Genomic DNA, 23,101 nt, shown 5'->3' with positions numbered 1-23,101 from the left:
TTGCATTGGCACGCTCAGTTTACATGGCGTTTTCATTGCTTTTAGCTACAAATGTGATGAGACTTGAGCACCCCATGGGACGCGGATTTCACAAGGATTCCGGACCAATGACCCCCTGAAAGAAAAGGCGATATGAAAAAAACCTTGAAACTCTCAGCTGTTGTAGGTGCTCTCGCTCTTGCAGCAACGACACTTTTAACACCTGCTGCAACTGCAGCACCTGCTTATTGCGCTGACTTTAAGCAGTTCGGAAAATTTAAGAATGTGACGGTCAAAGTATTCGCAGGTATTCGTGATCCCGAAGCATCTGTCATGACCAAAGTATTTTCACACTTCACGAAGTGTACAGGAATCAAAATTGCATACGAAGGAACTGATCAGTTTGAAACACTTCTACCTGTTCGAGTAAAGGGTGGAAACGCTCCTGATATTGCAATTATTCCTCAACCAGGTCTCATAACAACAATGGTTGCAACTGGAAAAGCAATTCCAATAACTGGACAGACACTTGCAAATCTAAACAAGTATTACAACTCTGCATGGAAGTCATTTACGACTGTCAAGGGCAAAGTTTACGGAGCACCATTCGGTGCCTCATCTAAATCACTTGTTTGGTACTCACCTGCACAGTTCAAAGCAATCGGTGCAACCGTCCCAACTACTTGGGCACAGATGGATGCAATTGGTGCGAAGTTCAAAGCTGCAGGAAAACTTCCTTGGTGTGCTGGTATTGAATCAGGCGCAGCAACTGGTTGGCCTTCAACTGACTGGATCGAACAGATGGCGCTTCGTGAACTTGGTCCCGATAAGTACAACTTATGGTGGAAAGGCAAGCTCAAGTTCTCATCCCCAGAGATGCAGGGCGTAATGGCCAAGATGCAAGCATGGTTAGGTACAGAGAGCCAAGTTGGAAATTTGCAATCAGTTGCAACTCGTAAGTTCCAAGATGCTGGCGTACCAGGACTTAAAGATGGCACATGCGGAATGTTGCAGCAGGCATCTTTCTATTCATCAATGTTCCCAGCCGGAACTACATTTGGACCAAATGGAGATGCAAATGCTTTCTATTTGCCTCCAACAAACAACAAGTTTGGTAAGCCAATCGAAGGTGGCGCTGAATTCCCAGTTGCCTTCAGCAAGAAGAAGGAAGTTGCAGCAGTGCAGGCTTACTTCTCTTCACCAGCTTACGGAACTGAGCGTGCAAAGCTTGGCGGATGGACATCTGCCAACAGTGGAATTCCACTATCTGCATACTCAGATCCAGTGCTCAAGGTTGTTGCACAATCACTTCAATCAAAGAAGGGTTCGATTGTGTTCGATGCATCAGATTTGATGCCAACTGCAGTTAACGGCGCTTTCTGGAAGGAAATGACGAAGTTCTACGCAGAAGGTAAGTCAATGAAGGATGTTGCAGCAGCAATTGATGCAAACTGGTAAATAGCAATTAGCTCGAAGTTGTAAAAAACTAGGGCCTACCTCTTGGTAGGCCCTAGTTTCTCAATTACACTGTGAAAGATTTCAATGTGAGAGATAGAAGAGAAACGAGAGTTTGCCTGTGATTACTTGGTCAACTTTGTATGCCAGTTCTTGGCCGAAGATTGTTCAGATTCTCACTGTGCTCATTATTTTCTTTGGTTTTTATGGAATCGCATTTGCTGCAGGCGCGCGAATAAAAGGTAAGAAACAAAATAATCTAGCTTTGGCACTTTTCCTAGTTCCAGCTCTAATTTTAGTAATGACTGGTTTGGGTATCCCTGCGATCCAAACATTTATTGAATCCTTCAAAAATGCCGACTCCTCTAAGTGGGTGGGGCTAGCTAATTACACAAACGCTGTAAAAGATCCGGATATCCGATTAGCATTTATGAACACAATCGCTTGGGTTGTTATCTGCCCCGCCATTGTCACAACTTTAGGAATTTCACTTGCAACAATGCTTAATAAGATGAAACGTGAAGCGCTTGCAAAGTCTTTAATTTTCATGCCCATGGCGATTTCATTCGTAGGTGGATCTTTAATCTGGAATTTGATGTACTCATATCAAGAACAAGATGCTCCGCAAACAGGTTTGATTGGCCAATTTTTTGTTTGGCTTAACTTCGATGTAAAGCATCTGCTGTTGTGGTACCCATGGAATAATTTGTTTTTAATGGTTGTCTATGTGTGGGGATTTACTGGCTTTGCGATGGTTATTTTATCAGCGGCAATCAAAGGAATCCCCTCTGAAATTGAAGAAGCTGCTCAACTCGATGGTGCAACTGGAATCAAATTATTCAGGACTATTACCGTCCCAATGGTGCGCACAACAATTATCGTCGTTCTAACGACGGCAATGGTTGGTACCCTCAAGCTCTTTGATGTAATTCATACAATGACCGGCGGAAACTTCAAAACCGATGTTTTATCTAATCGGATGTTTGATGAGAACTTTGTCTATTTGAACTATGGCAGAGGCTCAGCCCTTGCGGTACTTATCTTTCTCGGCGTAATTCCGATTACGTATTACAACATTCGCTCATTGCGTCAGGAGAGGAAGCACTGATGGCTACTAAAGCACCCGGAGCTAATCGCCCATTCACCTCACCGATTGCATCGCTCATTGTTACAGTTATTGCACTCTTGTGGACAGTCCCGACCTTTGGTTTGCTCGTCACATCATTCCGTAAGAAAGAGGACATAGTTTCAAGTGGTTGGTGGAACTCTTTTACAAACCCATCCTTCACTTTCGATAATTTTCGGGCAGTGTTATTTGAAAGCGGGGGCACGGTTGGCGAACAGGGAATGATCCCATTTGCCGTTAACTCACTCGCAATTACTATTCCAGCAGTTCTGCTATCAGTTGGCTTTGGTTTGATGGCTGCATATGCACTTGCTTGGATACCCTTCCGTTTCAGTGACCATGTTTTCTATGGCCTCTTTGCATTGCAAGGTGTTCCACTGCAACTCTCACTCTTGCCGTTGCTTACTTTTTTTGCAACTGGCGTGCAGTTATTCGGTATAACAATTTTTCCACAGTTAAATATTGTCGGAACATTAGCTGCAGTCTGGTTGCCTCACACAATGTTTGGTCTGCCACTGGTAATTTACTTATTACATAACTTTGTCGCAGCTCTTCCAAGGGAGTTACTTGAGGCCGCGCGAATTGATGGCGCTAATCACTTTGATGTTTTCCGTCGGATTATATTGCCGCTCTCATTACCAGCAGTTGCATCGATTGCGATTTTCCAATTCTTATGGATTTGGAATGATCTCTTAGTGGCACTTGTTTTTGCTGGTGGAACCGATGATGTCGCACCATTGACATTGCATCTTGCCAACTTAGGCGGCTCTCTTGGCTCTCACTGGGAAAACGTCGCACCTGCCGCACTTGTTTCAATCATCATTCCGTTGATTGTCTTCTTCTCACTGCAGCGCTATTTCGTGCGTGGATTGCTTGCGGGATCAGTTAAGTCCTGAGCCTCACTTTATATGACTGCTCCATTATTTAAAATCTGATCTCGGTACCAATAGCCTGAATCCTTAATGATTCGCTCCTGTGTGTCAAAATCGACGTATACAATTCCAAATCGCTTTTCATATCCAAGTGCCCATTCAAAGTTATCCATGAGTGACCATTGGTAATAACCCTTAACCGGGGCACCTTGATCAATAGCCTTTGAAACGGCCTTCAAATGAGTACGGAGGTAGTCGATTCGACGAAGATCCCTAATTCGACCCTCACTATCTGGTCCATCGCCATATGCCACGCCATTTTCAGTAATATATAAATCTGGCAGTTTGTCACCGTGTTCTTTATGCCAACGCACTAGTAAATTCTCTAAACCCTCTGGTGTTAGAGGCCAACCCATATCGGTCAATGGGCCACTCGGAGTTTCATTACTAGCAGCCACAAATAGAGATGAGATTGAGTGCCATTGATCTAAACCCTCAACTTCAGCTCCGACTCGACTATCGAAGTAAAAGTTAATTCCAATGAAATCATTTTTGACTCTTGCCGCTTGCAGGTCGCCCTCCTTTATGACTGCACTTAACTCTGCGCCAAACTTTTTCAATAAAATCTCGGGATAACTCCCATACATAAATGCATCCATCCAGAATCGATTTTGTACTGCATCTAATACTTCTGCAGTATGTGCTTGGAAGGGATCATTCGCATCATCGGGAACGTAGTTAGCTTGGTTTAGAACTGGACCAGTTAAAATATCACTTCGAACCGCACGCATTGCATTCGTTGATGCAGCATGGGCCAGCACCGTGTGATGTGCAACGGCAAATGCAGATGCTCGATCCTTTATTCCCGGTGCATGGATACCAATGCCATGTCCGAGCCAGGCGACGACCCAAGGCTCATTGATTGGGGTAAATTTCTTAACACGATCGCCAAAATGCTCGACGACGGCCGTTGAATAATCAGCAAATCGGCTAACGATGTCGCGATTAACCCAGCCACCTTTATTTTCCAGCGCCTGTGGTAAATCCCAGTGATACAACGTTGCCAAAGGCTCGATACCGGCTTCAAGCAGGCTATCGATCAATCGATCGTAGAAATCAAAGCCACGTTCTTCCCTCACCCCATCGCCTAGTGGAAACATTCGAGGCCAGGCAAATGAAAAACGATAACCCTGCAGGCCAATCTCCTTCATTAAGGCGATATCTTGGGGGTAGCGGTGGTAATGGTCATTGGCGACATCGCCCGTATCTCCATGTGCCACTTTGCCCGGAGTTTTTGAGAATGTATCCCAGATCGAGACCCCCCGCCCATCTTCTTGGGCAGCGCCCTCGATTTGATAGCTCGAAGTAGCCGCACCCCAGATGAAATCAGTTGGAAAACTCATGGCATGAGCCTATAACGTGGTTAATAAGATATGTATGTTTTCACTTTTTACCCCTTTTGTGCTTAAACTTCCCTAGTCTTCGCGCCAACTAACTCGACTAGGCGTCCTGAAACTCCAATGGAGGAGAACTTATGCGTGCTTCAAGCACCGTATCACTCGTACAAGTAACTGGATCAAACCTCAATCTCGTCTATGTAGTCCTTGCGATTTCGCTCGGGGCGTTAGGTATTGCCTACGCATTACGCGCGCAGGTTTTGGCCGCATCTGATGGCACAGCCAAGATGCGTGAAATCGCAGAGGCGGTTCAAGAGGGAGCTGCCGCTTTCTTATCACGCCAGTTCCGAACTCTTTCTTATTTTGTAGCAATCGTCTTCGTACTTCTATTCGCACTTCCCGGAGATGCCGAAATTCGTATCGGTCGATCAATCTTCTTCCTAGTCGGTGCGGCGTTTTCTGCTTTGGTCGGTTACAACGGCATGTGGCTTGCAGTTCGCGCAAATGTACGCGTTGCAGATGCAGCACGTCATCAGGATGATCAGAAGGCCGTTCAAATCGCTTTCCGCACTGGCGGAGTCGTTGGTATGACCACGGTGGGTCTTGGTCTTATCGGCGCCTCACTTGTTGTCATTATCTACCGCGAAAATGCACCATCGGTTCTTGAGGGCTTCGGCTTTGGCGCAGCGATGCTCGCGATGTTTATGCGCGTTGGTGGCGGAATCTTTACTAAGGCCGCAGATGTTGGTGCGGACCTAGTTGGTAAAGTTGAGAAAAATATTCCAGAGGATGACCCGCGCAACGCGGCGACGATCGCTGACAATGTTGGAGATAACGTCGGAGACTGCGCTGGAATGGCCGCAGATTTGTTCGAGTCATATGCGGTAACTCTCGTTGCCGCGCTGATTCTCGGTAAAGCCGCTTTCGGTGATGCTGGACTTATCTATCCATTAATCGTTCCAGCAATCGGAACCGTCACTGCGGTAATAGGAATCTTCCTAACAAAACTTCGCAGTACTGATAAATCAGCGATGAGCGCTATAAACCGTTCATTCTTTATTTCAGCCATCATTAGTGCAGGTTTAACTGCGCTCGCAACATTTACATACCTACCATCTGATTTCAAACTACTCACAGGTTTAACGCCAGATGCAGTAACTGCGGCTGGTAATACAAATCCTCGAGTACTCGCAATCGGTGCGGTATTAATTGGTATCGCACTTGCTGCAGCAATTCAGGTTCTTACCGGTTACTTCACTGAGACAGGTAAGCGTCCAGTAAATGACGTTGCCGCATCCTCTGAAACCGGCGCAGCAACCGTGATTTTGGCTGGTATTTCAGTCGGTTTTGAATCAGCTGTTTACAGTGCAATCTTAATTGCATCTGCAGTATTCGGCGCCTTCTTGCTTGGCGGTGGAAGTATTGTTCTCTCACTTCTTGCAATCGCACTCGCTGGTACAGGTTTACTTACAACGGTTGGCGTAATCGTGGCTATGGATACATTCGGTCCAATTTCAGATAACGCACAGGGTATCGCCGAAATGTCTGGCGATGTCGAGGGCGAAGGCTCAAAGATTCTTACCTCCCTTGACGCTGTAGGTAACACAACCAAGGCGATTACTAAGGGAATTGCAATTGCAACTGCAGTTCTTGCAGCTACTGCTTTGTTCGGGGCATTCACCGATGCAATTAAACAAGCCGTTCTCGATGCTGGACAAAAGAGTGTAGATCTTGCACTTCAGTACCAAGGAGTTCTCGATGTTGCTAATCCACGCAACTTAGTTGGATTAATTATCGGCGCGGCAGTTGTCTTCTTGTTCTCAGGTCTTGCTGTCAATGCAGTATCGCGAGCAGCGGGAGCAGTTGTTGTTGAAGTTCGTAAACAGTTCATTGAACACCCTGGAATCATGAAGGGTACAGAAAAGCCTGATTACGGTCGTGTTGTCGATATCTGTACTCGCGACTCACTACGTGAATTAGCAACTCCAGGTCTGCTTGCAGTCATGGCACCTATCGCAGTTGGCTTCGGTCTTGGCGTTGGCGCACTTGGTGCATACCTGGCCGGTGCAATTGGTACGGGAACTCTGATGGCAGTCTTTCTCTCTAACTCAGGCGGTGCGTGGGATAACGCGAAGAAGATGGTTGAAGATGGACATCACGGAGGAAAAAATAGTGATGCACATGCTGCAACAATCATTGGCGACACTGTTGGAGATCCTTTCAAGGACACTGCAGGCCCAGCGATTAACCCACTGATTAAGGTAATGAACTTAGTTGGACTTCTCATTACTCCAGCGATCGTCTCTCTAGCCCTCGGCGGAAGCACAATCATCAGCACGTTGATCGGCATTGGGGCAACCCTTGTCATCATCGCCGCTTTGATTCGCAACCGTCGCCAAGCAACAGCGATTCTGAACTAAACAGAGCTCGCACTTCCTCGACTAAAAGGACTACATGGCAAAAGTAAAAACTGACCTGATTAAGTTGGTGATTGTCGAATCACCGGCAAAGGCCAGGAAGATTGGCGCCTACCTCGGCGACGGATACGTCGTCGAGGCTAGCGTCGGGCATATACGTGATCTCCCTCAGCGTGCAGCCGATATCCCAAAAGAGTATAAAAAAATCGCTTGGGCTAAAGAGGGCGTCGATATCGAAAACGATTTCGCCCCCCTATATGTCATTAACCCAGATAAGCGGGCCAAGGTCGCTGAGTTAAAAGAGCTCATGAAAAACGCCGAAGAATTAATTCTGGCAACGGATGAGGATCGCGAAGGCGAAGCTATCGCCTGGCACCTAGTCGAGGTCCTGCAACCCAAAGTGCCGATTAAGCGCATGGTCTTTAACGAGATCACTAAAGAGGCGATTCAATCGGCCGTTGAAAATACCCGCGACTTGGATTACCACTTAATCGATGCTCAGGAAACTCGCCGCGTACTGGATCGTTTATTTGGTTACCGACTCTCACCTGTTTTATGGAAAAAAGTTATGCCGAGAATTTCAGCTGGGCGTGTGCAATCCGTTGCAACGCGTTTAATCGTTGAGAAAGAGCGCGAACGCATGGCCTTTATCTCATCGGGCTGGTGGGATTTAGCGGCAATCACGGCGCTGGGTTTTAACGCACGTTTATTAGAAGTTGACGGGAAAAAAGTTGCGTCAACAAGTGACTTTGGTGCCGATGGAGCGGTAAAAGAAAAATCTCTTGACAATATTTTATTACTCGATGAAACCGGTGCTAAGCAGTTAGTTGGTTCACTTAAATCCTCATCGCTCATTGTTAAGTCAATGGAGGAAAGCCCACGAACCGAGCGCCCTAAGCCACCTTTTACAACATCGACGATGCAACAAGATGCGGGCAGCCGACTTGGTTGGGGTGCACAGATAACAATGCGCATCGCGCAACGTTTATATGAAAACGGTTACATCACTTACATGCGTACCGATAGCGTCAACTTATCTGCTCAAGCTATCGATGCGGCACGCAAGGCTGCAAAAGCACTCTATGGCGCTGATCATGTTGCAGATAGCCCACGCATATATCAAGGTAAAACTAAAAATGCACAAGAGGCGCATGAAGCCATCCGCCCAGCGGGAGAAAGCTTTAAAACCCCTGGAGAGTTAGCCTCAGAACTATCACGTGATGAGTTCGCACTCTATGACTTAATCTGGAAACGCACCGTTGCATCGCAGATGGCCGATGCAAAGAAACTACAGATGCGTGTTGACTTTGATGCACAAACAAATGACGGCAAAGCAACTATCTTCCGCGCTAATGGATCGGTGATTACTTTTGCCGGCTTCTTAGCGGCCTATGATGAAATCAACACTGAAGAAAACAAAGAGGAAGAGAGCGAAGGTAAGCGCCTACCTGCGATGGCGCTTGGCCAAACCGTTAAAGTTAATGAATACACCTGCGAAGGCCATGAAACCAAGTCCCCAGCCCGTTATACCGAACCGACCCTTGTTAAGAAGTTAGAAGAGCTCGGTATTGGCCGCCCATCGACTTTTGCATCGATTATTCAAACGATTCAAGATCGTGGTTATGTCTATAAGCGTGGCCGCGCATTGGTGCCAACTTTCTTAGCTTTTTCAGTAACTGGTCTGCTTGAAACGCACTTCACAAAGCTAGTTGATTATGAGTTTACCGCCAGCATGGAAGAGGATCTAGACAAGATTGCCTCCGGTGAAGCTGGACGCGTGGATTGGCTGCGGGATTTCTTTTATGGTGTCGATGGACAGCCAGGATTAAATGAATTATCTGCAGACCTTGGTGTTATTGATGCACGAGCAACTAACACCATGAACTTATCTGACACGATTGAAATTCGTGTAGGTCGATACGGTGCATATTTGCAAGAGAACTTGCCCGATGAAGAGCGTAAGTTAGCAAATATCCCTGAGTCATTAGCACCCGATGAGTTAACACTTGCAAAAGCAATTGAGTTATTAGAGGCACCATCAGGTGAGCGCGATCTAGGAATTGATCCTGCAACTGGATTTCCTGTGATTGCAAAGAGCGGACGCTTTGGTCCATACATCACTGAAGTTCTACCCGTTGTTGAACCAGAGTTGACTGCAACTGGAAAAAAGAAGCGAAAGAAGGCCGATGCACCTAAAGCTAAAACTGCATCACTTCTTTCCACAATGACACTTGACACCGTTACCTATGAAGATGCGCTACAACTTCTCGCACTTCCGCGAACCCTAGGAACAAATTCAGCTGGCGATGAGATTACAGTGCAAAACGGACGTTATGGGCCGTACTTAAAGGCTGGTGTTGATAGCCGCACGTTGACCTCTGAAGATCAATTATTTTCATTGACTCTGGATGAAGCGCTAGAAATTTATTCGAAACCTAAAGAGCGACGCCGTGGTGTGGCTAAACCGCCAGTTAAAGAGTTAGGCGTGGATCCAGTAAGCGCGAAACCATTAATTATTAAAGATGGACGTTTCGGCATGTATGTCACAGACGGTGAAACAAATGCAACGCTTCGCCGAGGCGATACGGCAGAGGGCATGACTCTTGAGCGTGGATTAGAGCTCCTAGCGGGTCGCCGAGCCTGGGAGGCCGAAAACGGACCTTCGCCTAAAAAATCCCGGAAGAAGGCGGCTGCGAAGCCAAAGAAGGGCGACACCGCACCAACACTTACTAAGAATGTTATAAAGAAAGCTGGCGCTAAGAAGGCGGCGAAAAAAGCTGCGTCAGGAAAAGCGATAACGAAAAATGCAGAGTAACTACTTCATACCAGGGGATATAACTTTAATCCCTAGTTCTTTAGCGTTCTTAATCATGGCTTTGTCATACGTTATAACACCCTCAACTGATTTATCTAAGAAGATCACTGTTGCTATATGGAGTGCATCTAATGATTTCAGAGTTATTGAAGGAGAGAAGTTTTCAGCTACATTCAGGATAGCGGGATTTACAGGAGTCAAATCAATTCCATCAAGAATTATTTGAGCGTCAGTGATCTTTTCCGGAGCAATTTTGTGAAGTGTACGAATCACCTCTACTCGAGTTAAAACAGAACTCTTTATTGTGAAATCAATAAAATCTGTTAAGGCAACGGACTCCTTCTCTACAATTAGCAGCTTAAGAAGCGCAGAGCTATCTGCGTACCAACTCAATAGCGTGCCTCTGCGCGAATCTCCATAAGAAGTTCAGTGGAAGTTTTCTTACCCTTCAATTTGAACGTTGGTACCTCGAAATGTGTTATGGGATTTTCTGCAGGAATGATTAATCCTGCAGCGATATATTCCTCATAGAGAGATTTAGTAATTGGAACCAATCGAGCAACTGGAACTCCATGCTCTGTGATTTCAAATACAACGCCATCTTTTACTTGATCTAATATTTTTGATGCCGATTGGCGAAGTTCGCGAACGCCGACTGTTTGTGTAGTGATAGTTGCTTCTGCACTTTTCTCAGAAGGTCCTGACTTCTTTGTTTTTTTTGCCGCTGTGGTCATGGTTCACTGTAGCACAAAAGTATATTTGTGCTACACCTGATAACCCCCTTTAAATAAGGGGGTTTGAGCCTCTATAGGTCGCATCAGTACGCCCCGATAGACTTCGCGCCATGTCTAGAACTCTGCCAAACCCTGCCGCTCCGGCGCAGGATCTAACAAGGGGTGTTCTAGCGATTAGGCCCTTTCGAAAACTCTGGAACTCGATGGTCTTTTCCTCACTTGGTGATTGGCTGGGCCTTTTAGCAACAACAGCGTTAGCTCAACAACTCTCTGGCGGAGATTACACAACAGCGAACTTTGCCATTGCTGGTGTATTCATTGCACGATTATTACCCGCGGTTTTCTTAGGTCCAATCGCGGGTGTAATCGCCGATCGCTTTGATCGGCGTAAATTAATGGTCGCGTGTGATGTTATACGCTCTGCACTGTACATTTCCATACCACTGGCACAAAATTATTTTTGGTTATACACGGCAACTATTTTAGTGGAATGCGTAACGCTCTTTTGGTCGCCGGCTAAAGAGGCATCTGTTCCAAATCTTGTTCCGCGTGAAAAATTAGAGTCGGCTAATCAAGTCTCTTTGCTTGCCGCATATGGCACTGCGCCAATTGCCGCAGCTCTATTTACTCTACTCTCGCTCTTTACATCGGCCTTTGTCGCAATCATTCCGGGTTTTAGTGCAACGGCCGTTGATGTTGCACTGTATGTAAATGCAGCTAGCTTCGCTTTCGCCGCATTTACAATTTTCAACTTACATGAAATCCCTAAGGGTGCTGCAGCAAAACATGCCACCGAAACTGGAATTCTTAAATCCTTACTTGAAGGCTGGAAGGCCGTTAGTTCATCTAAAATTATTCGCGGCTTGGTCGTTGGAATGGTTGGCGCATTTATCGCCGCCGGCGCGGTTATCGGTTTAGCCCGAACTTTTGTTGGAGATTTAGGTGGAGGAGAAGCCGCCTATGGCGTACTTTTTGGCGCAGTTTTTACCGGTTTAGCTGGCGGTATTGCATTTGGTCCTAAGATTTTTGCACAGTTTTCTCGGAGACGATTATTTGGCGCATCACTAACAATCGCTGGCCTTTTTCTCGTTGTACTTGCGGCTATCCCTAACCTAGTTCTTGCCGTATTTACCGTTATTACATTAGGCGCTTTCAGTGGAATTTCATGGGTCACTGGCTTCACGATGCTAGGTATGGAGGTCGCTGACGATGTTCGCGGACGGACTTTTGCCTTCGTGCAAAGCCTGATCCGCGTGGTTTTAGTAGGCGTTTTAGCTATTGCCCCCTTGATCGCCGCCGCAGTTGGTCAAAACACATTTAGATTTCAAAACACACAGGTAAGTTATAACGGAGCCTCGGTAACAATTCTCCTTGCCGGTCTTATCGCTTCGTTAATCGGTATGGCCTCATATCATCAAATGAAAGATCGCCCAAATATCTCTCTCTGGTCAGATATTTCAAATGCACTTAAAGGTGAACTTGGCAGTATTACTGGCGAACCAACCAAGGGAATATTCATCGCCTTTGAAGGCGGCGAAGGCATTGGAAAATCTACGCAAGCGAAGTTATTGAAAGCATGGTTAGAACAAGAGGGCGAAAGCGTTGTTTTATCCCGCGAACCTGGGGGAAGTGATTTAGGAATTGAGATTCGAAAGATTTTACTCTCTCACTCAACTGGCGACATCAGTCCAAGGGCTGAGGCTTTGTTGTATGCCGCCGATCGCGCAAACCATGTCTTTAAGGTTATACGCCCAGCCCTTGCCAGAGGCGATGTGGTCATTAGTGATCGATACTTTGATTCATCGATTGCATATCAAGGCGCGGGTCGAATTTTAGAGCCTGGAGAAGTCGCTCGAATTTCGCGCTGGGCAACAGAGTCTCTATTTCCAACGCTTACAATAATCATCGACCTACCAGCAGAAATAGGCCTGGCGCGTTTACACAACAAAGATCGTTTGGAATCACAACCCTTAGATTTTCACGAACGTGTTCGACAGGAGTTCATACAACTCTCACTCTTAGATCCAGAACGATATTTCATTGTCGATGGCAATCAATCGATTGATGAAATACATACTGCAATTATCTCTCGTGTCAGTGAGATAGCCGCACTTAAGCGCAACGCCCGAGAAGATAAAGGCGCACTATTGCTGCGTCCAATACGCGCAGTTAATAAAGCGGTTAGGAGTACAGCTCAAAGGACTTCAGCAAGTGCAACGAAAGCCGTGAAGAGCAGTACTCAAGCGGTAAGAAAATCTGCCACAAAGGCGGGCAAGAAGCCTGTAGTGAAAAAGGCGGCCACCAAGAAGTGAGCTCAATAACGAGCGTTTACGAGAATTTAGTTGGACAAGCCCATGTGGTTGAAATTTTACAGAAGGCAGTAGCCTCAACAAGAAACGGCGAGAGCAACTCTGAAGAGGGAATAAATAACCAGATGGTCCATGCCTGGCTCTTTACCGGTCCGCCAGGATCTGGCCGATCAACGGCCGCTATAGCTTTTGCTCAGGCCCTTGTTTGTCCAAACGATGGCTGCGGAGTATGCAATGCCTGTCGCAGCGTCGTACATGGCGCACACCCCGATGTTGAGGTTGTGCGTACAGAGGGTTTATCGATCAAGGTTGATGAGGTGCGCGAACTCCTAGCCCGCGTTGCATGGGCGCCTTCGATGGGCGGCTGGCGAATAGTAGTGATGGAAGATGCTGATCGACTAACCGAATCTGCGGCAAACGCGCTACTAAAAGCGATTGAGGAGCCTGGCAGCCGCACGGTCTGGCTTTTGTGTGCACCGACTTTGCATGATGTTTTGCCGACGATTCGTAGCCGATGCCGTCACGTGCAGTTAGTTACACCTTCGACTGCCGCCGTTGCACGGGTTCTGGAAAACCGCGATGGAATCAATCCGGCGATGGCTGACTTTGCCGCCCGCGTAAGTCAAGGACATATCGGTCGTGCGAAATATTTAGCTAAGAACGAAGCGGTGCGCAACACCCGCACCACGATTATGAAACTTCCGCTTTCATTGAAAGGAATCTCATCGGCCTTTGCAGCGGCCCAAACGCTGATCGATCTAGCAACGGAACAGGCACAAACATCAGCTGATGAGCGTAACCAGAGTGAGTTAGATGCTTTATCCCTTGCTTATGGAAAAGGTGCAACCGGTCGCGGTATGGCAAGCGGCGCCAGCAAAGCAATTAAAGAGTTAGAGAAAGAGCAAAAAACTCGTAGCACACGAATGGTTCGAGATAGCCTTGATGCTGCGCTTCTGGATATTGCGACTTTCTACCGCGATGTCATGATGGTGCAAGCCGGTAGCGTTGATGCATTAATAAACAAAGAGATCGAACATCAGATCACCACATATGCTAAAAACACTAAGGCGCACATGACGATACATAAGATCAATGCAATTATGGAGGCACGCACGAACTTGAGCCACAATGCTGCGCCACTCCTAACCATCGAAGCTCTAATGTGTGTCCTTGCCCGTTGAACAAGAGACAGGTCTTGAAATCTTAAAAAATAAATGCGCGCTAGTTATTGCAATAACTGCTCTCTTACTCTCAAGTTGTTCGTCAACTGCTAGGGCACCATTTCCAACGGCTAGCAACGACGTTTCGAAATTAGCGTGGAAAAGTTGTAACGGTGGTTTTCAATGCGCGACGTTAAAAGTTCCTATCGACTACAGCGATGCTTCACTGGGTGAATTCGATATTGCAGTACTTCGCTACAGAGATCAGAATCAGCATGAGCGACTTGGTTCACTCGTCGTTAACCCAGGTGGACCTGGAGTAAGCGGGATTGAATTCGCCCTTAACGCCGAATTCCTTCTGAACCCTGAGATCTTGGAGCGCTATGACATCGTAGGCTTTGACCCACGTGGGGTAGGCCAATCCACGGCTATTCAATGCCTAAACGCCTCAGAACAAGATGCCTTGCTATCTGGTGATCCAAAGCCCGATAACGACGCCGAATTCGCTCAGGCGATCATTGAGACCCAAAGCTTTATAGATGAGTGTGTAGATAAGGTACCCAACCTTGCTCACTTTTCAACACGCGATGCCGCCCACGACATGGAGCTACTGCGCCAAAGCCTCGGTGACGCGAAACTCAACTACATGGGTTTTTCATATGGAACATATTTAGGAACTCTATATGCCCAAGATTTTCCAGAGAAAGTGGGCCGTTTTGTTTTAGATGGAGCTATTCATCCAGGTATTTCAATTGAGCAACAAACATTAGTTCAAGCTATTGGATTTGATAAAGCCCTCGCTAACTTTATGACCGATTGTTTTAAAAATGAGAACTGCCCATTGCCTATTGATGCAACCCCACAATTCTTTATCGATCTGTTTAGTAGAGTTTCGAATCAACCATTAACAACAACTGATAAAACTACAAGGCAGAAGCGTCAGATAACAGAGGGACTCGTTGTGACAGGGACGGCAGCCGCACTCTATGACGATGAAACAGGTTGGCCGCAATTACGAAATGCAATTTCACAAGCGTTACTCGGAGATGGAACGGGTTTTGCTCAGTTGGCCGATGGGTACAACGGGCGAAAGAGTGATGGAACATATAAAGACAATCAAAATGATGCCAACATAATTATTAACTGCTTAGATTGGCAGCAGATTCGAAGTAATGAAGCCATCCGTCTGGCTTCAGCGAAGTTTGCTAAGGCCGCTCCAGTATTTGGTCCCTATGTTGCCTTTAGCGGAATCACATGCAACACATTGAATCGGAGAATTAATCGTACGGTGATTACCATTGATCACAACTCTGCTCAAATTGAAAATACAGCGACCCCTGTTCTGATTATCGGAACTACCCAAGATCCTGCGACACCATATTTGTGGGCCAAAGCACTTGCCGCCTACATTAAAGGCTCTCGTTTAGTCACTTTACGCGGTGAAGGCCATACCGGCTATGGCCGGGGCTCTGCCTGTACTGATGACGCCGTAGATGCATATCTGGTATCTGGCGATATTCCGACTCAAAACATTACCTGCACCCAGTAACTTCTATCTAAAGATTGGGGTATTCGTTTCGCGCGAAGCCTCTTCCACACAAAGATTTTCTAAAGTGAGTTCTTCAATCTCTTTAACCTTTAATTTCGATAAATCCCATAATCCAACACATGACCAATCTGGATTGTAAAAACTCCACCACGAGACACCTGAACTTCCATTATTTGTATAAACCTTCAGCGCCCACGATTGTGTAACTCCTCGATCACGCGATACCACCCGAGATGGTCGAATTTTCAGTTTCAGCAAATTAGCTGCATCATCCATATCAAAAATAACGCTCTCTGGTTTGAGAGTGTAGGTCGCAATCACCCAACGGCTTTCAGGAAGAGTTTTTATTGGGCGAAGCATCATTGAATCCCATACAGATAGAAAACCAAAACTCTCTGAAACTGCACAACTCCCACTTGTGGCTAAATAGCCAACGGCGTAGTGGTTCAAGTTATCAACGCGCGCCATACCTTGATTTGGTGGAAAGTAAAGAGGATGCCCAGGTTCACCTTTCCTTGCATCTGGTACAAATGGAATGACACGAAATAAATCGAGCATTTATGCAAATGCCCCAGTTGACAATGCACTTATTGCGGGAATCACAGAGGCAAGACCATTAACTTGAAATACATTGATAGGGGATGCTCCGCCTAAATGTGCGTTCGGATTTTGCAACCATTGTTCTATTTGATCAGGATATAAAGTTAAGGATAATTGATCGATAATGTAATCAAGGTCGATGAGTTTTTGTTGATTGATAAGCGATGCTTGTTCATCACCTTCACTCCAACGAGACGTTTGACTTTGGTTGACCTGAATTATTCGGGCAAGAGAGTTATTACCAAAAATTGCGGCTAATTTTTTCGTGCGCATTTGGGCATTAACCAGATAAATGCCATCGGCATCTGCCTTAATCTTTATTGACCGCTTTCCAGACACTGCTTGTTTCTCTTTTTTAACTCCGGCCATAGAAACCCCCTACCCAATGATAATCGTTGGGTAACTCTTTGAATACCTGTATGTAAAACAGCCATTTTCGCCCCTTTCAGCGTATAACCGAAAGCATCCGTGAAACCACAGAAAAAGTTAGCTCGAAATCCACCGCCCAACCCATTGCTAATCGCCCTATTTATGGTAAAGAGCACCCCATTTCATAGGGCAAGATATTACCTATGCGCTTAGACCATGTTTCATACGTAACCTCCCATGATCAATTGGCCGACACTGTTCAGCGCTTAGGTTCGCGTCTTGGCAGTACTTTCGTCGATGGCGGAGTCCACCCAAGATTTGGTACTCGCAACTTCACACTGCCGCTTCAAAATGGCCACTACATAGAAGTTGTATGTCCACTCGATCACCCAGCATCAGATTCATCACCATTTGGAATGGCCGTCTCACGAAGGGCTGCAGAAGGCGGCGGTTGGCTTACATGGGTAGTTGCTGTCGATGATGTTGCCGCAATTGAAACTCGTTTAGGTCGCTCGGCAGTTGAAGGTCACCGCACAAAACCAGATGGAACTGATATTCGTTGGAGGCAGATTGGCGTTCTTGGAACTTTAGAGGACCGTCAACTTCCATATTTTATTGAGTGGACTGAAAACCACCACCCATCAACAGATGGAAAAGCCGTTGCAAAGATATTAAAAGTTGAAATCGCTGGAGATGAAAAGACTATTACTGATTGGCTGGGCTCTGATGCCGCCGCAGCACTTGGCAGTAACGTAGAAGTTGTTTGGCTATCACCTGCTGAAAATGAAGGTGAAAATGGAATCGTTGCTGTGCATCTGAGTACGCCTACCGGCATTGTTCGCCTCGACTAATTCACAAACAACTTATTGCTGAAGCACAGTTGTGCTTTGCCCAGCAACGTTAATACTAGCCATCGTGCCTGAACTAATTACTTTAGTTCCAGCCTTGTCACCGGCAACAACAACTGACCATTTGCCAACTTTCGGAAGCTTGATGTTTTGCGCAGTTGCATTTGGATTATGAATTACAACAATACTTGCGGATCTATCCCTTACAGCTTTACCGGTAAGCGAGTACATAATCACACTATTAGGAAGGGCGTAGAACTTCAGATTCTTAATAACCTGCGCCTCCGTTTTCATTCTAAAGGCCGGGTGGGCTTTGCGAAGTGCGATTAAACCCTTGAAATACTTGTATGTTGTTATGTTCGACGCCTTGGTGCTCCACTTAAGTGAGTTCACGGCATCAGATGATTTATAACTATTCTCATCACCGTTTTTACTACGCAAAAACTCTTGCCCAGCTTGAATAAATGGCAGCCCTTGCGCCAATAAGGCTATCGAGGATGCAAAACGTGACATCTGCGCTACTTGTGCAGGCGTTGAGTTTGGAACACTTCCTGAAATCTTGTCGGCTAACGTTAAGTTGTCATGGGATTCGACATAGTTAACAGATTGTCCCGGTGCAATAGTTGTCCACTTAGTAGTGATTACATTTGAATATGCAGTGTTTCCAGTAATACCTGCCATGACACTGTTTATCGATACAGGGATACCTGTTGCAAAACCTCGATCTAAACGATCAAAGACTGAACCTTTAATCCCATCGCGTAATTGATCATTAAACATCGAAACCCCAGGTAAGAGATCAATATTCATCTGCCCCGCCCGATCTTTTTCGGGCAGGGTTCCCATGTTCCACCCTTCGGCGATAATGATGATGCTCTTGTCAATCTTTTTCAGAGCCGCAGTAATTGCAGTGACAGTATCGATATCCATTAAACCCATTAGGTCAAAGCGGAAGCCATCAAGGTTGTACTCACTTGCCCAGTATTTAACTGAATCCACGATAAATTTACTGACCATCGACCGCTCTGACGCTACATCGTTGCCTATGCCACTTCCATTAGTCAGAGCGCCGTTGCTATCGGTTCTAAAGAAGTAGCCCGGAACAATCTGGTTTTGACTAAAGCTATTAACGTCAAAGACGTGGTTATAGACAACGTCCATATTCACGCGCAGACCTTGATTGTGAAGCGCCTGGATAGCTGATTTCAATTCAGTAATACGCACCGTCGGTTTAGTTGGATCTGAGCTATAAGAGCCTTCAGGGACGTTGTAATTCTGAGGGTCATATCCCCAGTTAAAGGTAGGGTTCTTTTCATCGACCGAAGCAAAGTCAAAGACGGGCAACAGTTCAACATGGGTCACACCAAGCTCTTTAATCGATGCAACTGCAGTCGAAGTTCCAGATTTGCTAGTTTTTGTCTCAGTGAAGGCTAAATACTTTCCGGCATTTACGGCTTTAACTCCACTAGATGAATCGATTGAAAGATCGCGAACATGAAGTTCGTAAACGACGGCATCCGATGGCCTGCCGCTAAATTTTGGCTTCTTAGTTGACCACCCTTTTGGATCTGTCTTTGAGAGATCAACGACGACGCCCCGTAAACCATTAACGGTCGTTGCACGAACATAGGGGTCAACCGCTTCGCGCATAACCCCATCGACTGTAACACGGTAGTTATAAATCAAACCATTCTTATCACCGCTTAGTGATGTCGTCCACGTTCCATTTACATCACTTTTCATCGCAACAACAACTCCAGTTGATGCATTACTTTCGGCCGAAGCATATGTAACCATTGAAACCTCGGTTGCTGTCGGTGCCCATACGCGAAATGCAGTTTTACTTTTGCTATATGTATTTCCTAAATCATCACCTTTATAGGTGTACTTCTTTGAAAACTCTAACGAGTCGTAAATCTTTGCCTGCGCAATAGCAGGATTTTCCTTAACCGCCTCAGTTGGCAGCGAGTAGTGAATCTGTGTATCACCTTTGCGCAGCCAGACTTCTGCCTTTCCATTTGCATCAAAAACGCTGATAAAACGATCGGCGTCGACATCTTTTTGTGCCCAATCATTCAAGCGAACGATGATGCCAATATCGTCAAAACCCTTCATGTCGGGAATCTCTAAAGTTAAAACTTTGCCAAAACTGTCATCGCCATTGAACTGGACTCCTTTTGGATCAATGGATTTGTCTAAGGCGTTATTAGATGAGTTCTTCCAGAGCCACAAGTTCCAGCCTGCATAATCACCGGCTGGGCGCTGGTAGTGCACAACTAGCTTTACGACATCAGGCGCTGCCGCTGAACTAATGGCCGGCATCACGATGCCCGCCAGGACCGTGATTAGTAGCCCTACTAAGGTGGTACGGGGAGTTCTAAAGCCAGGTTGAATTCTCATAGACACAATCTAACCAGTACTCAGGTCCCTTCACCTGAGTGCCCTGTTGGCGCGGGAATCCTTTTACCCTTACTCAATTCTTGTAATCAATTTGTTTCATCTTTTAAAACCTAACAGTCAGGGTGTTAGGTTTAACATTTCTCTTTAAGCGGATTGAGCGTAAACCGAGTTTCAATTTCCATAAAACCTAACAGTCAGCGTGTGAGGTTTATCGTTTATTTTCGGCAGTTCGAGGTCAAGAAACTTCTGGAATCTTCAATTCCAACGGCTTGGCACGAGATTCAAATTGTGGCTACAATGTAGCCACATCAAGAAATGGAGCCTCAATAATGCTTGCAGATTCAGTAGTTCGAGCCCGCGTAAACGGCAAACTCAAAGAAGAAGCCGCCGACATTTTGGCCGCCGCCGGCCTCACCCTTTCTGATGCCTATCGAATGATGCTTATCCGTGTTGTGCAGGACAAAGCTCTGCCATTTGACCCACTTATTCCAAACAAAAAAACCATCGCCGCTATGAAGGCCGCACGAGCTGGGAGGGTGAAAAAATCTAAAAACCTTAATGATCTATTTGGCGAACTGAATGCGAACACTTGAGCACGCCTTGTTTAGTTCGATTCTTGAAGGTTGATCCTGAAGGCTACATCCAAAGTCAGCGATTCGCTCTCAGAGATTATTGGTAGAGGGACAATATTCAGGCAATTAACGCTTTAGTCAGTGTAGGAAGATATTGTTAATACATGAGCTCGATTCCGCAAAATGAACTCTTACAACTTCTGGCCATGTCCATTGCACCAGATAAGAAGACTTCTACGTTCAAACTAATTGACGATATTCGTCTCTCCGGAGGAATTAGCGCCGTATGGGATCAGAAGTTTTCAACCACGTTGTTTGAAGATGAAATTGGCCGGAAATTGCTCGAAGATGCAAGCGATGTTATTGCTAGATCAAAAACCGCAGGCTTAAGAATGCTTTCTTGTTTCGACTCAGATTATCCAGAGCAGTTAGCGACAATTCATGAAATGCCGGCGGTTATTTGGATCAAAGGTATCTTGAAAGTAGAGACTCAAGCTTTGAGCGTGGTGGGAACAAGAACACCATCGGAATGGGCACTGAGTTATGTGGCAGATTTGATTAAGGGTTTAAGAAATTCGGATGTTACAATAGTTTCTGGATTAGCTTTAGGTGTGGATACTTGCGCGCACACAGAGGCGCTGAAGCATGGTATGAGAACAGTTGCCATACTCGGAAACGGTCTTGATATTTCTTATCCACCAACAAATATGAGTTTACAAAACAGGATTGCTAGCGAGGGATTGGTTCTTTCTCAATTCCAACCAGGGTTTTCGCCCACTAAATACTCATTTCCGATGAGAAATGCCGTTATGTCTGGTTACAGTCGAGCCAGTCTAATTGTTGAGGCTGGTGAAAATAGTGGAACTCGAATTCAAGGTCGAGTAGCTATTGCTCATGGTCGTTCAGTAATTCTAACCCAACGAGTTGTAGACCAGACTCTTTGGGCAAAGGAGTTAAGTAAGCACCCAGGCGTATTTGTGGCACAAAATGTCTCTGAAGCCATTGATCTTGCTCTTGAATATTCACAACCTATTCCTCAAGTGGTTCGTGAACTAATATCTCAAATAGTTTAGTTCCATGGATAAGGAAGCGCTTAGCGCGTATGCAGATTATTTGAGAAGAGTTGTGGGTGGTTACCTCTACGGTACTCAACAAGGCAGTGATTTTTGCGAAGTGTGTAGAACTCCAGTGAATGGGTACAGTGTGTGTAAAGCTTGTAACAGTGCTCGAGTTGCGTCAATCGCACAAGGACTCCAATTAGCAGACCATGTTTACCCAATTGCGTATGCTAATAATAATTCTCAATCGATGCTCTTGATGCATGGCTACAAAGAGAATTTTGATCCTGAGTTAGAACCCAGCGAACTCTATTTGAATATCATTCTATTAATTATAACTGCCATTGGGCTTCACATTAATTGTATTCAGAATCCAATTCAATCAATTACCTATGTACCTTCGTCTAAAGGACGGGTATCACACCCTCTACGAAGAGTTACTGAATATCTTAGTCAAGAGTTTAACTTAGAGTTTGTAGAAGCAAAATATGTTCTTCCGACAGAATCTGAAAGCAGAGAGTTAAATCCAGATCAGTACGAGTTGCATTCAATTTCTAGGGCTCTCGGCCATACTCTAATTCTTGAAGATACGTGGACTACTGGCGCGCACGCACAGTCATTGGCAGCCAAACTCAGAAGTTTAGGAGCAAATGAGGTTAGTGTTCTAGTTGTAGCACGATGGCTTCGAACTGATTGGCCTGCAACGAGTAGGTTTGTTGCGGGAGCAATCAATGACAAAGTTTATGAACCCAATGATTGCCCTTTTTCTTTCAACCACTGCAAATTAGTTCTATAAATTTGCTCAAAATGCGAACCCTAAACACGCACTCACCGACTCCCTAAATCGCTTTGCGATTACCAATCTTGATGATGAGGATACTTAACTGCTTGCTGCTAAATGAGTAGATAATCCGGTAATCACCAACTCGGATGCGATAGCCCTCTCGGCCCGTGAGTTTCAAAGCTTTAGGCGGTAGTGGGTTATCGCCGAGCAGTTCAATCACTCCGATTATCCTCAATCGATCTCTCTTTGGAAGCGTGTGGAGATATTTCTCGGCCTGTTTTTTTACTGTAATTGTGTATCTACTCAAAACAATCCAAGGTCCTTTTTAACCTGCTCCCATGGAATCGATGGATCGTTTTCAGTTGAGGCCTTATCAAAATCCACTATGTCTTCAAGCTCTTCCATTGATTCAACAAATTTTTCATAGAGTGAGGGAGTAATAAGGACTGCGATTGGCTTGCCGTGTCTAGAGATAGTAACGGGCCGCTTTTCAGCCAAGGCAATGGCACCAGATAGTTCGGCTCGGGCTTCAGATATAGATAAATCGGTCATGCAAATATCGTACCAAATACTGAATAATTTGTACAAATTAATCCCCTGAGTGATACCTATACTCGCTCCATGAGTTTTAGCGCCGGCCAATTCGCGCTCCTTGGG

At 45.7% G+C, this 23,101-nt stretch carries 20 protein-coding genes; 12 read left to right on the top strand and 8 right to left on the bottom strand.

The features are described 5' to 3' along the window. The first annotated feature begins 132 nt into the window (after positions 1 to 132). The 3 genes from Q8K48_07120 (at position 133) to Q8K48_07110 (ending at position 3,456) form a co-directional block, all read left to right on the top strand. Positions 133 to 1,437: an extracellular solute-binding protein gene (locus tag Q8K48_07120; protein ID MDP1852169.1), complete on the top strand. Its 1,305-nt coding sequence runs from the start codon at positions 133 to 135 to the stop codon at positions 1,435 to 1,437. A gap of 118 nt (positions 1,438 to 1,555) precedes the next feature. After that, entirely contained in the window at positions 1,556 to 2,542 is a 987-nt protein-coding gene (locus tag Q8K48_07115) for a sugar ABC transporter permease (GenBank protein MDP1852168.1), read from the top strand. After that, positions 2,542 to 3,456 carry a carbohydrate ABC transporter permease gene (locus Q8K48_07110; GenBank protein MDP1852167.1) on the top strand — a complete coding sequence of 305 codons (915 nt, stop codon included), beginning with the start codon at positions 2,542 to 2,544 and terminating at the stop codon, positions 3,454 to 3,456. Before Q8K48_07115 ends, Q8K48_07110 begins: the two co-directional genes overlap by 1 nt. Positions 3,457 to 3,464: 8 nt before the next feature. Here Q8K48_07110 and Q8K48_07105 read toward each other — a convergent pair whose 3' ends face one another. Next, a complete protein-coding gene (locus Q8K48_07105; GenBank protein MDP1852166.1) occupies positions 3,465 to 4,835 on the bottom strand; it encodes a GH1 family beta-glucosidase in 1,371 nt (456 codons plus the stop codon). A 131-nt stretch (positions 4,836 to 4,966) separates the two neighbouring features. On the opposite strand from Q8K48_07105, the gene Q8K48_07100 reads away from it, so the two are divergent. Together Q8K48_07100 and topA are read left to right on the top strand one after the other, a co-directional pair. After that, the gene (locus Q8K48_07100; protein ID MDP1852165.1) at positions 4,967 to 7,249 is read left to right on the top strand and encodes a sodium-translocating pyrophosphatase; all 2,283 of its coding nucleotides are present in this window, start codon (positions 4,967 to 4,969) and stop codon (positions 7,247 to 7,249) included. Between the two features lie 34 nt (positions 7,250 to 7,283). Next, positions 7,284 to 10,061 (top strand): type I DNA topoisomerase, encoded by a 2,778-nt coding sequence (topA, locus tag Q8K48_07095; GenBank protein MDP1852164.1) that lies wholly within the window; start codon positions 7,284 to 7,286, stop codon positions 10,059 to 10,061. Here the strand turns inward: topA and Q8K48_07090 are convergent, their stop codons facing one another. Further along, the gene (locus Q8K48_07090; GenBank protein ID MDP1852163.1) at positions 10,062 to 10,454 is read right to left on the bottom strand and encodes a type II toxin-antitoxin system VapC family toxin; all 393 of its coding nucleotides are present in this window, start codon (positions 10,452 to 10,454) and stop codon (positions 10,062 to 10,064) included. It lies immediately after the preceding gene. Further along, the gene (locus Q8K48_07085; protein MDP1852162.1) at positions 10,451 to 10,795 is read right to left on the bottom strand and encodes a type II toxin-antitoxin system prevent-host-death family antitoxin; all 345 of its coding nucleotides are present in this window, start codon (positions 10,793 to 10,795) and stop codon (positions 10,451 to 10,453) included. Before Q8K48_07085 ends, Q8K48_07090 begins: the two co-directional genes overlap by 4 nt. 110 nt (positions 10,796 to 10,905) lie before the next feature. Here Q8K48_07085 and tmk point away from each other — a divergent pair, with 110 nt between their 5' ends. The 3 genes from tmk to Q8K48_07070 are packed head-to-tail and all read left to right on the top strand — an operon-like array spanning position 10,906 to position 15,813. Beyond that, on the top strand, positions 10,906 to 13,107 hold the full coding sequence (tmk, locus tag Q8K48_07080; protein MDP1852161.1) for a dTMP kinase: 2,202 nt from the start codon (positions 10,906 to 10,908) through the stop codon (positions 13,105 to 13,107). Continuing rightward, entirely contained in the window at positions 13,104 to 14,285 is a 1,182-nt protein-coding gene (locus Q8K48_07075; GenBank protein MDP1852160.1) for a DNA polymerase III subunit delta', read from the top strand. The genes tmk and Q8K48_07075 overlap by 4 nt, the downstream gene beginning before the upstream one ends. After that, on the top strand, positions 14,269 to 15,813 hold the full coding sequence (locus Q8K48_07070) for an alpha/beta hydrolase (protein ID MDP1852159.1): 1,545 nt from the start codon (positions 14,269 to 14,271) through the stop codon (positions 15,811 to 15,813). The genes Q8K48_07075 and Q8K48_07070 overlap by 17 nt, the downstream gene beginning before the upstream one ends. Before the next feature lie 3 nt (positions 15,814 to 15,816). On the opposite strand, the gene Q8K48_07065 is transcribed toward Q8K48_07070, so the two are convergent. Together Q8K48_07065 and Q8K48_07060 are read right to left on the bottom strand one after the other, a co-directional pair. Beyond that, positions 15,817 to 16,371 (bottom strand): hypothetical protein, encoded by a 555-nt coding sequence (locus tag Q8K48_07065; GenBank protein MDP1852158.1) that lies wholly within the window; start codon positions 16,369 to 16,371, stop codon positions 15,817 to 15,819. After that, the gene (locus Q8K48_07060) at positions 16,372 to 16,782 is read right to left on the bottom strand and encodes a DUF2384 domain-containing protein (GenBank protein MDP1852157.1); all 411 of its coding nucleotides are present in this window, start codon (positions 16,780 to 16,782) and stop codon (positions 16,372 to 16,374) included. It abuts the gene before it with no gap. 203 nt (positions 16,783 to 16,985) lie between these two features. Between Q8K48_07060 and Q8K48_07055 the strand changes: the two genes are divergently transcribed. Further along, complete coding sequence (locus Q8K48_07055) at positions 16,986 to 17,633, top strand: VOC family protein (GenBank protein ID MDP1852156.1); 648 nt, start codon at positions 16,986 to 16,988, stop codon at positions 17,631 to 17,633. A gap of 12 nt (positions 17,634 to 17,645) precedes the next feature. Here Q8K48_07055 and pulA read toward each other — a convergent pair whose 3' ends face one another. Then, positions 17,646 to 20,030 carry a type I pullulanase gene (gene pulA, locus Q8K48_07050; protein ID MDP1852155.1) on the bottom strand — a complete coding sequence of 795 codons (2,385 nt, stop codon included), beginning with the start codon at positions 20,028 to 20,030 and terminating at the stop codon, positions 17,646 to 17,648. A 329-nt stretch (positions 20,031 to 20,359) separates the two neighbouring features. Here pulA and Q8K48_07045 point away from each other — a divergent pair, with 329 nt between their 5' ends. The 3 genes from Q8K48_07045 to Q8K48_07035 all read left to right on the top strand — a co-directional run bounded on the left by Q8K48_07045 (position 20,360) and on the right by Q8K48_07035 (position 22,456). Next, the gene (locus Q8K48_07045) at positions 20,360 to 20,623 is read left to right on the top strand and encodes a type II toxin-antitoxin system RelB/DinJ family antitoxin (GenBank protein ID MDP1852154.1); all 264 of its coding nucleotides are present in this window, start codon (positions 20,360 to 20,362) and stop codon (positions 20,621 to 20,623) included. 143 nt (positions 20,624 to 20,766) lie between these two features. Next, positions 20,767 to 21,675 (top strand): DNA-processing protein DprA, encoded by a 909-nt coding sequence (locus tag Q8K48_07040; GenBank protein MDP1852153.1) that lies wholly within the window; start codon positions 20,767 to 20,769, stop codon positions 21,673 to 21,675. A 4-nt stretch (positions 21,676 to 21,679) separates the two neighbouring features. Continuing rightward, positions 21,680 to 22,456, top strand: a complete 777-nt coding sequence (locus Q8K48_07035; protein ID MDP1852152.1) for a hypothetical protein — start codon at positions 21,680 to 21,682, stop codon at positions 22,454 to 22,456. Positions 22,457 to 22,499: 43 nt separating this feature from the next. Here Q8K48_07035 and Q8K48_07030 read toward each other — a convergent pair whose 3' ends face one another. Then, entirely contained in the window at positions 22,500 to 22,751 is a 252-nt protein-coding gene (locus tag Q8K48_07030) for a type II toxin-antitoxin system RelE/ParE family toxin (GenBank protein ID MDP1852151.1), read from the bottom strand. Further along, on the bottom strand, positions 22,748 to 23,101 hold a 354-nt coding region (locus tag Q8K48_07025; protein MDP1852150.1), incomplete at its 5' end, for a type II toxin-antitoxin system Phd/YefM family antitoxin. The genes Q8K48_07025 and Q8K48_07030, both read right to left, overlap by 4 nt.

Origin of the sequence: Candidatus Planktophila sp. (assembly GCA_030681675.1) — a bacterium.
Taxonomy (GTDB): Bacteria; Actinomycetota; Actinomycetes; order Nanopelagicales; family Nanopelagicaceae; genus Planktophila.
Note: the sequence above shows the minus strand (reverse complement) of the source record. Positions and strands in the feature narration are given on the sequence as shown.

Coding starts and splice junctions, on each gene's coding strand:
- Q8K48_07045 (MDP1852154.1), top strand. CDS start 20,360: ATGCTTGCAGATTCAGTAGTTCGAGCCCGCGTAAACGGCAAACTCAAA.
- Q8K48_07060 (MDP1852157.1), bottom strand. CDS start 16,782: ATGGCCGGAGTTAAAAAAGAGAAACAAGCAGTGTCTGGAAAGCGGTCA.
- Q8K48_07040 (MDP1852153.1), top strand. CDS start 20,767: ATGAGCTCGATTCCGCAAAATGAACTCTTACAACTTCTGGCCATGTCC.
- Q8K48_07120 (MDP1852169.1), top strand. CDS start 133: ATGAAAAAAACCTTGAAACTCTCAGCTGTTGTAGGTGCTCTCGCTCTT.
- Q8K48_07055 (MDP1852156.1), top strand. CDS start 16,986: ATGCGCTTAGACCATGTTTCATACGTAACCTCCCATGATCAATTGGCC.
- Q8K48_07035 (MDP1852152.1), top strand. CDS start 21,680: ATGGATAAGGAAGCGCTTAGCGCGTATGCAGATTATTTGAGAAGAGTT.
- tmk (MDP1852161.1), top strand. CDS start 10,906: ATGTCTAGAACTCTGCCAAACCCTGCCGCTCCGGCGCAGGATCTAACA.
- pulA (MDP1852155.1), bottom strand. CDS start 20,030: ATGAGAATTCAACCTGGCTTTAGAACTCCCCGTACCACCTTAGTAGGG.
- Q8K48_07100 (MDP1852165.1), top strand. CDS start 4,967: ATGCGTGCTTCAAGCACCGTATCACTCGTACAAGTAACTGGATCAAAC.
- Q8K48_07110 (MDP1852167.1), top strand. CDS start 2,542: ATGGCTACTAAAGCACCCGGAGCTAATCGCCCATTCACCTCACCGATT.
- topA (MDP1852164.1), top strand. CDS start 7,284: ATGGCAAAAGTAAAAACTGACCTGATTAAGTTGGTGATTGTCGAATCA.
- Q8K48_07065 (MDP1852158.1), bottom strand. CDS start 16,371: ATGCTCGATTTATTTCGTGTCATTCCATTTGTACCAGATGCAAGGAAA.
- Q8K48_07105 (MDP1852166.1), bottom strand. CDS start 4,835: ATGAGTTTTCCAACTGATTTCATCTGGGGTGCGGCTACTTCGAGCTAT.
- Q8K48_07085 (MDP1852162.1), bottom strand. CDS start 10,795: ATGACCACAGCGGCAAAAAAAACAAAGAAGTCAGGACCTTCTGAGAAA.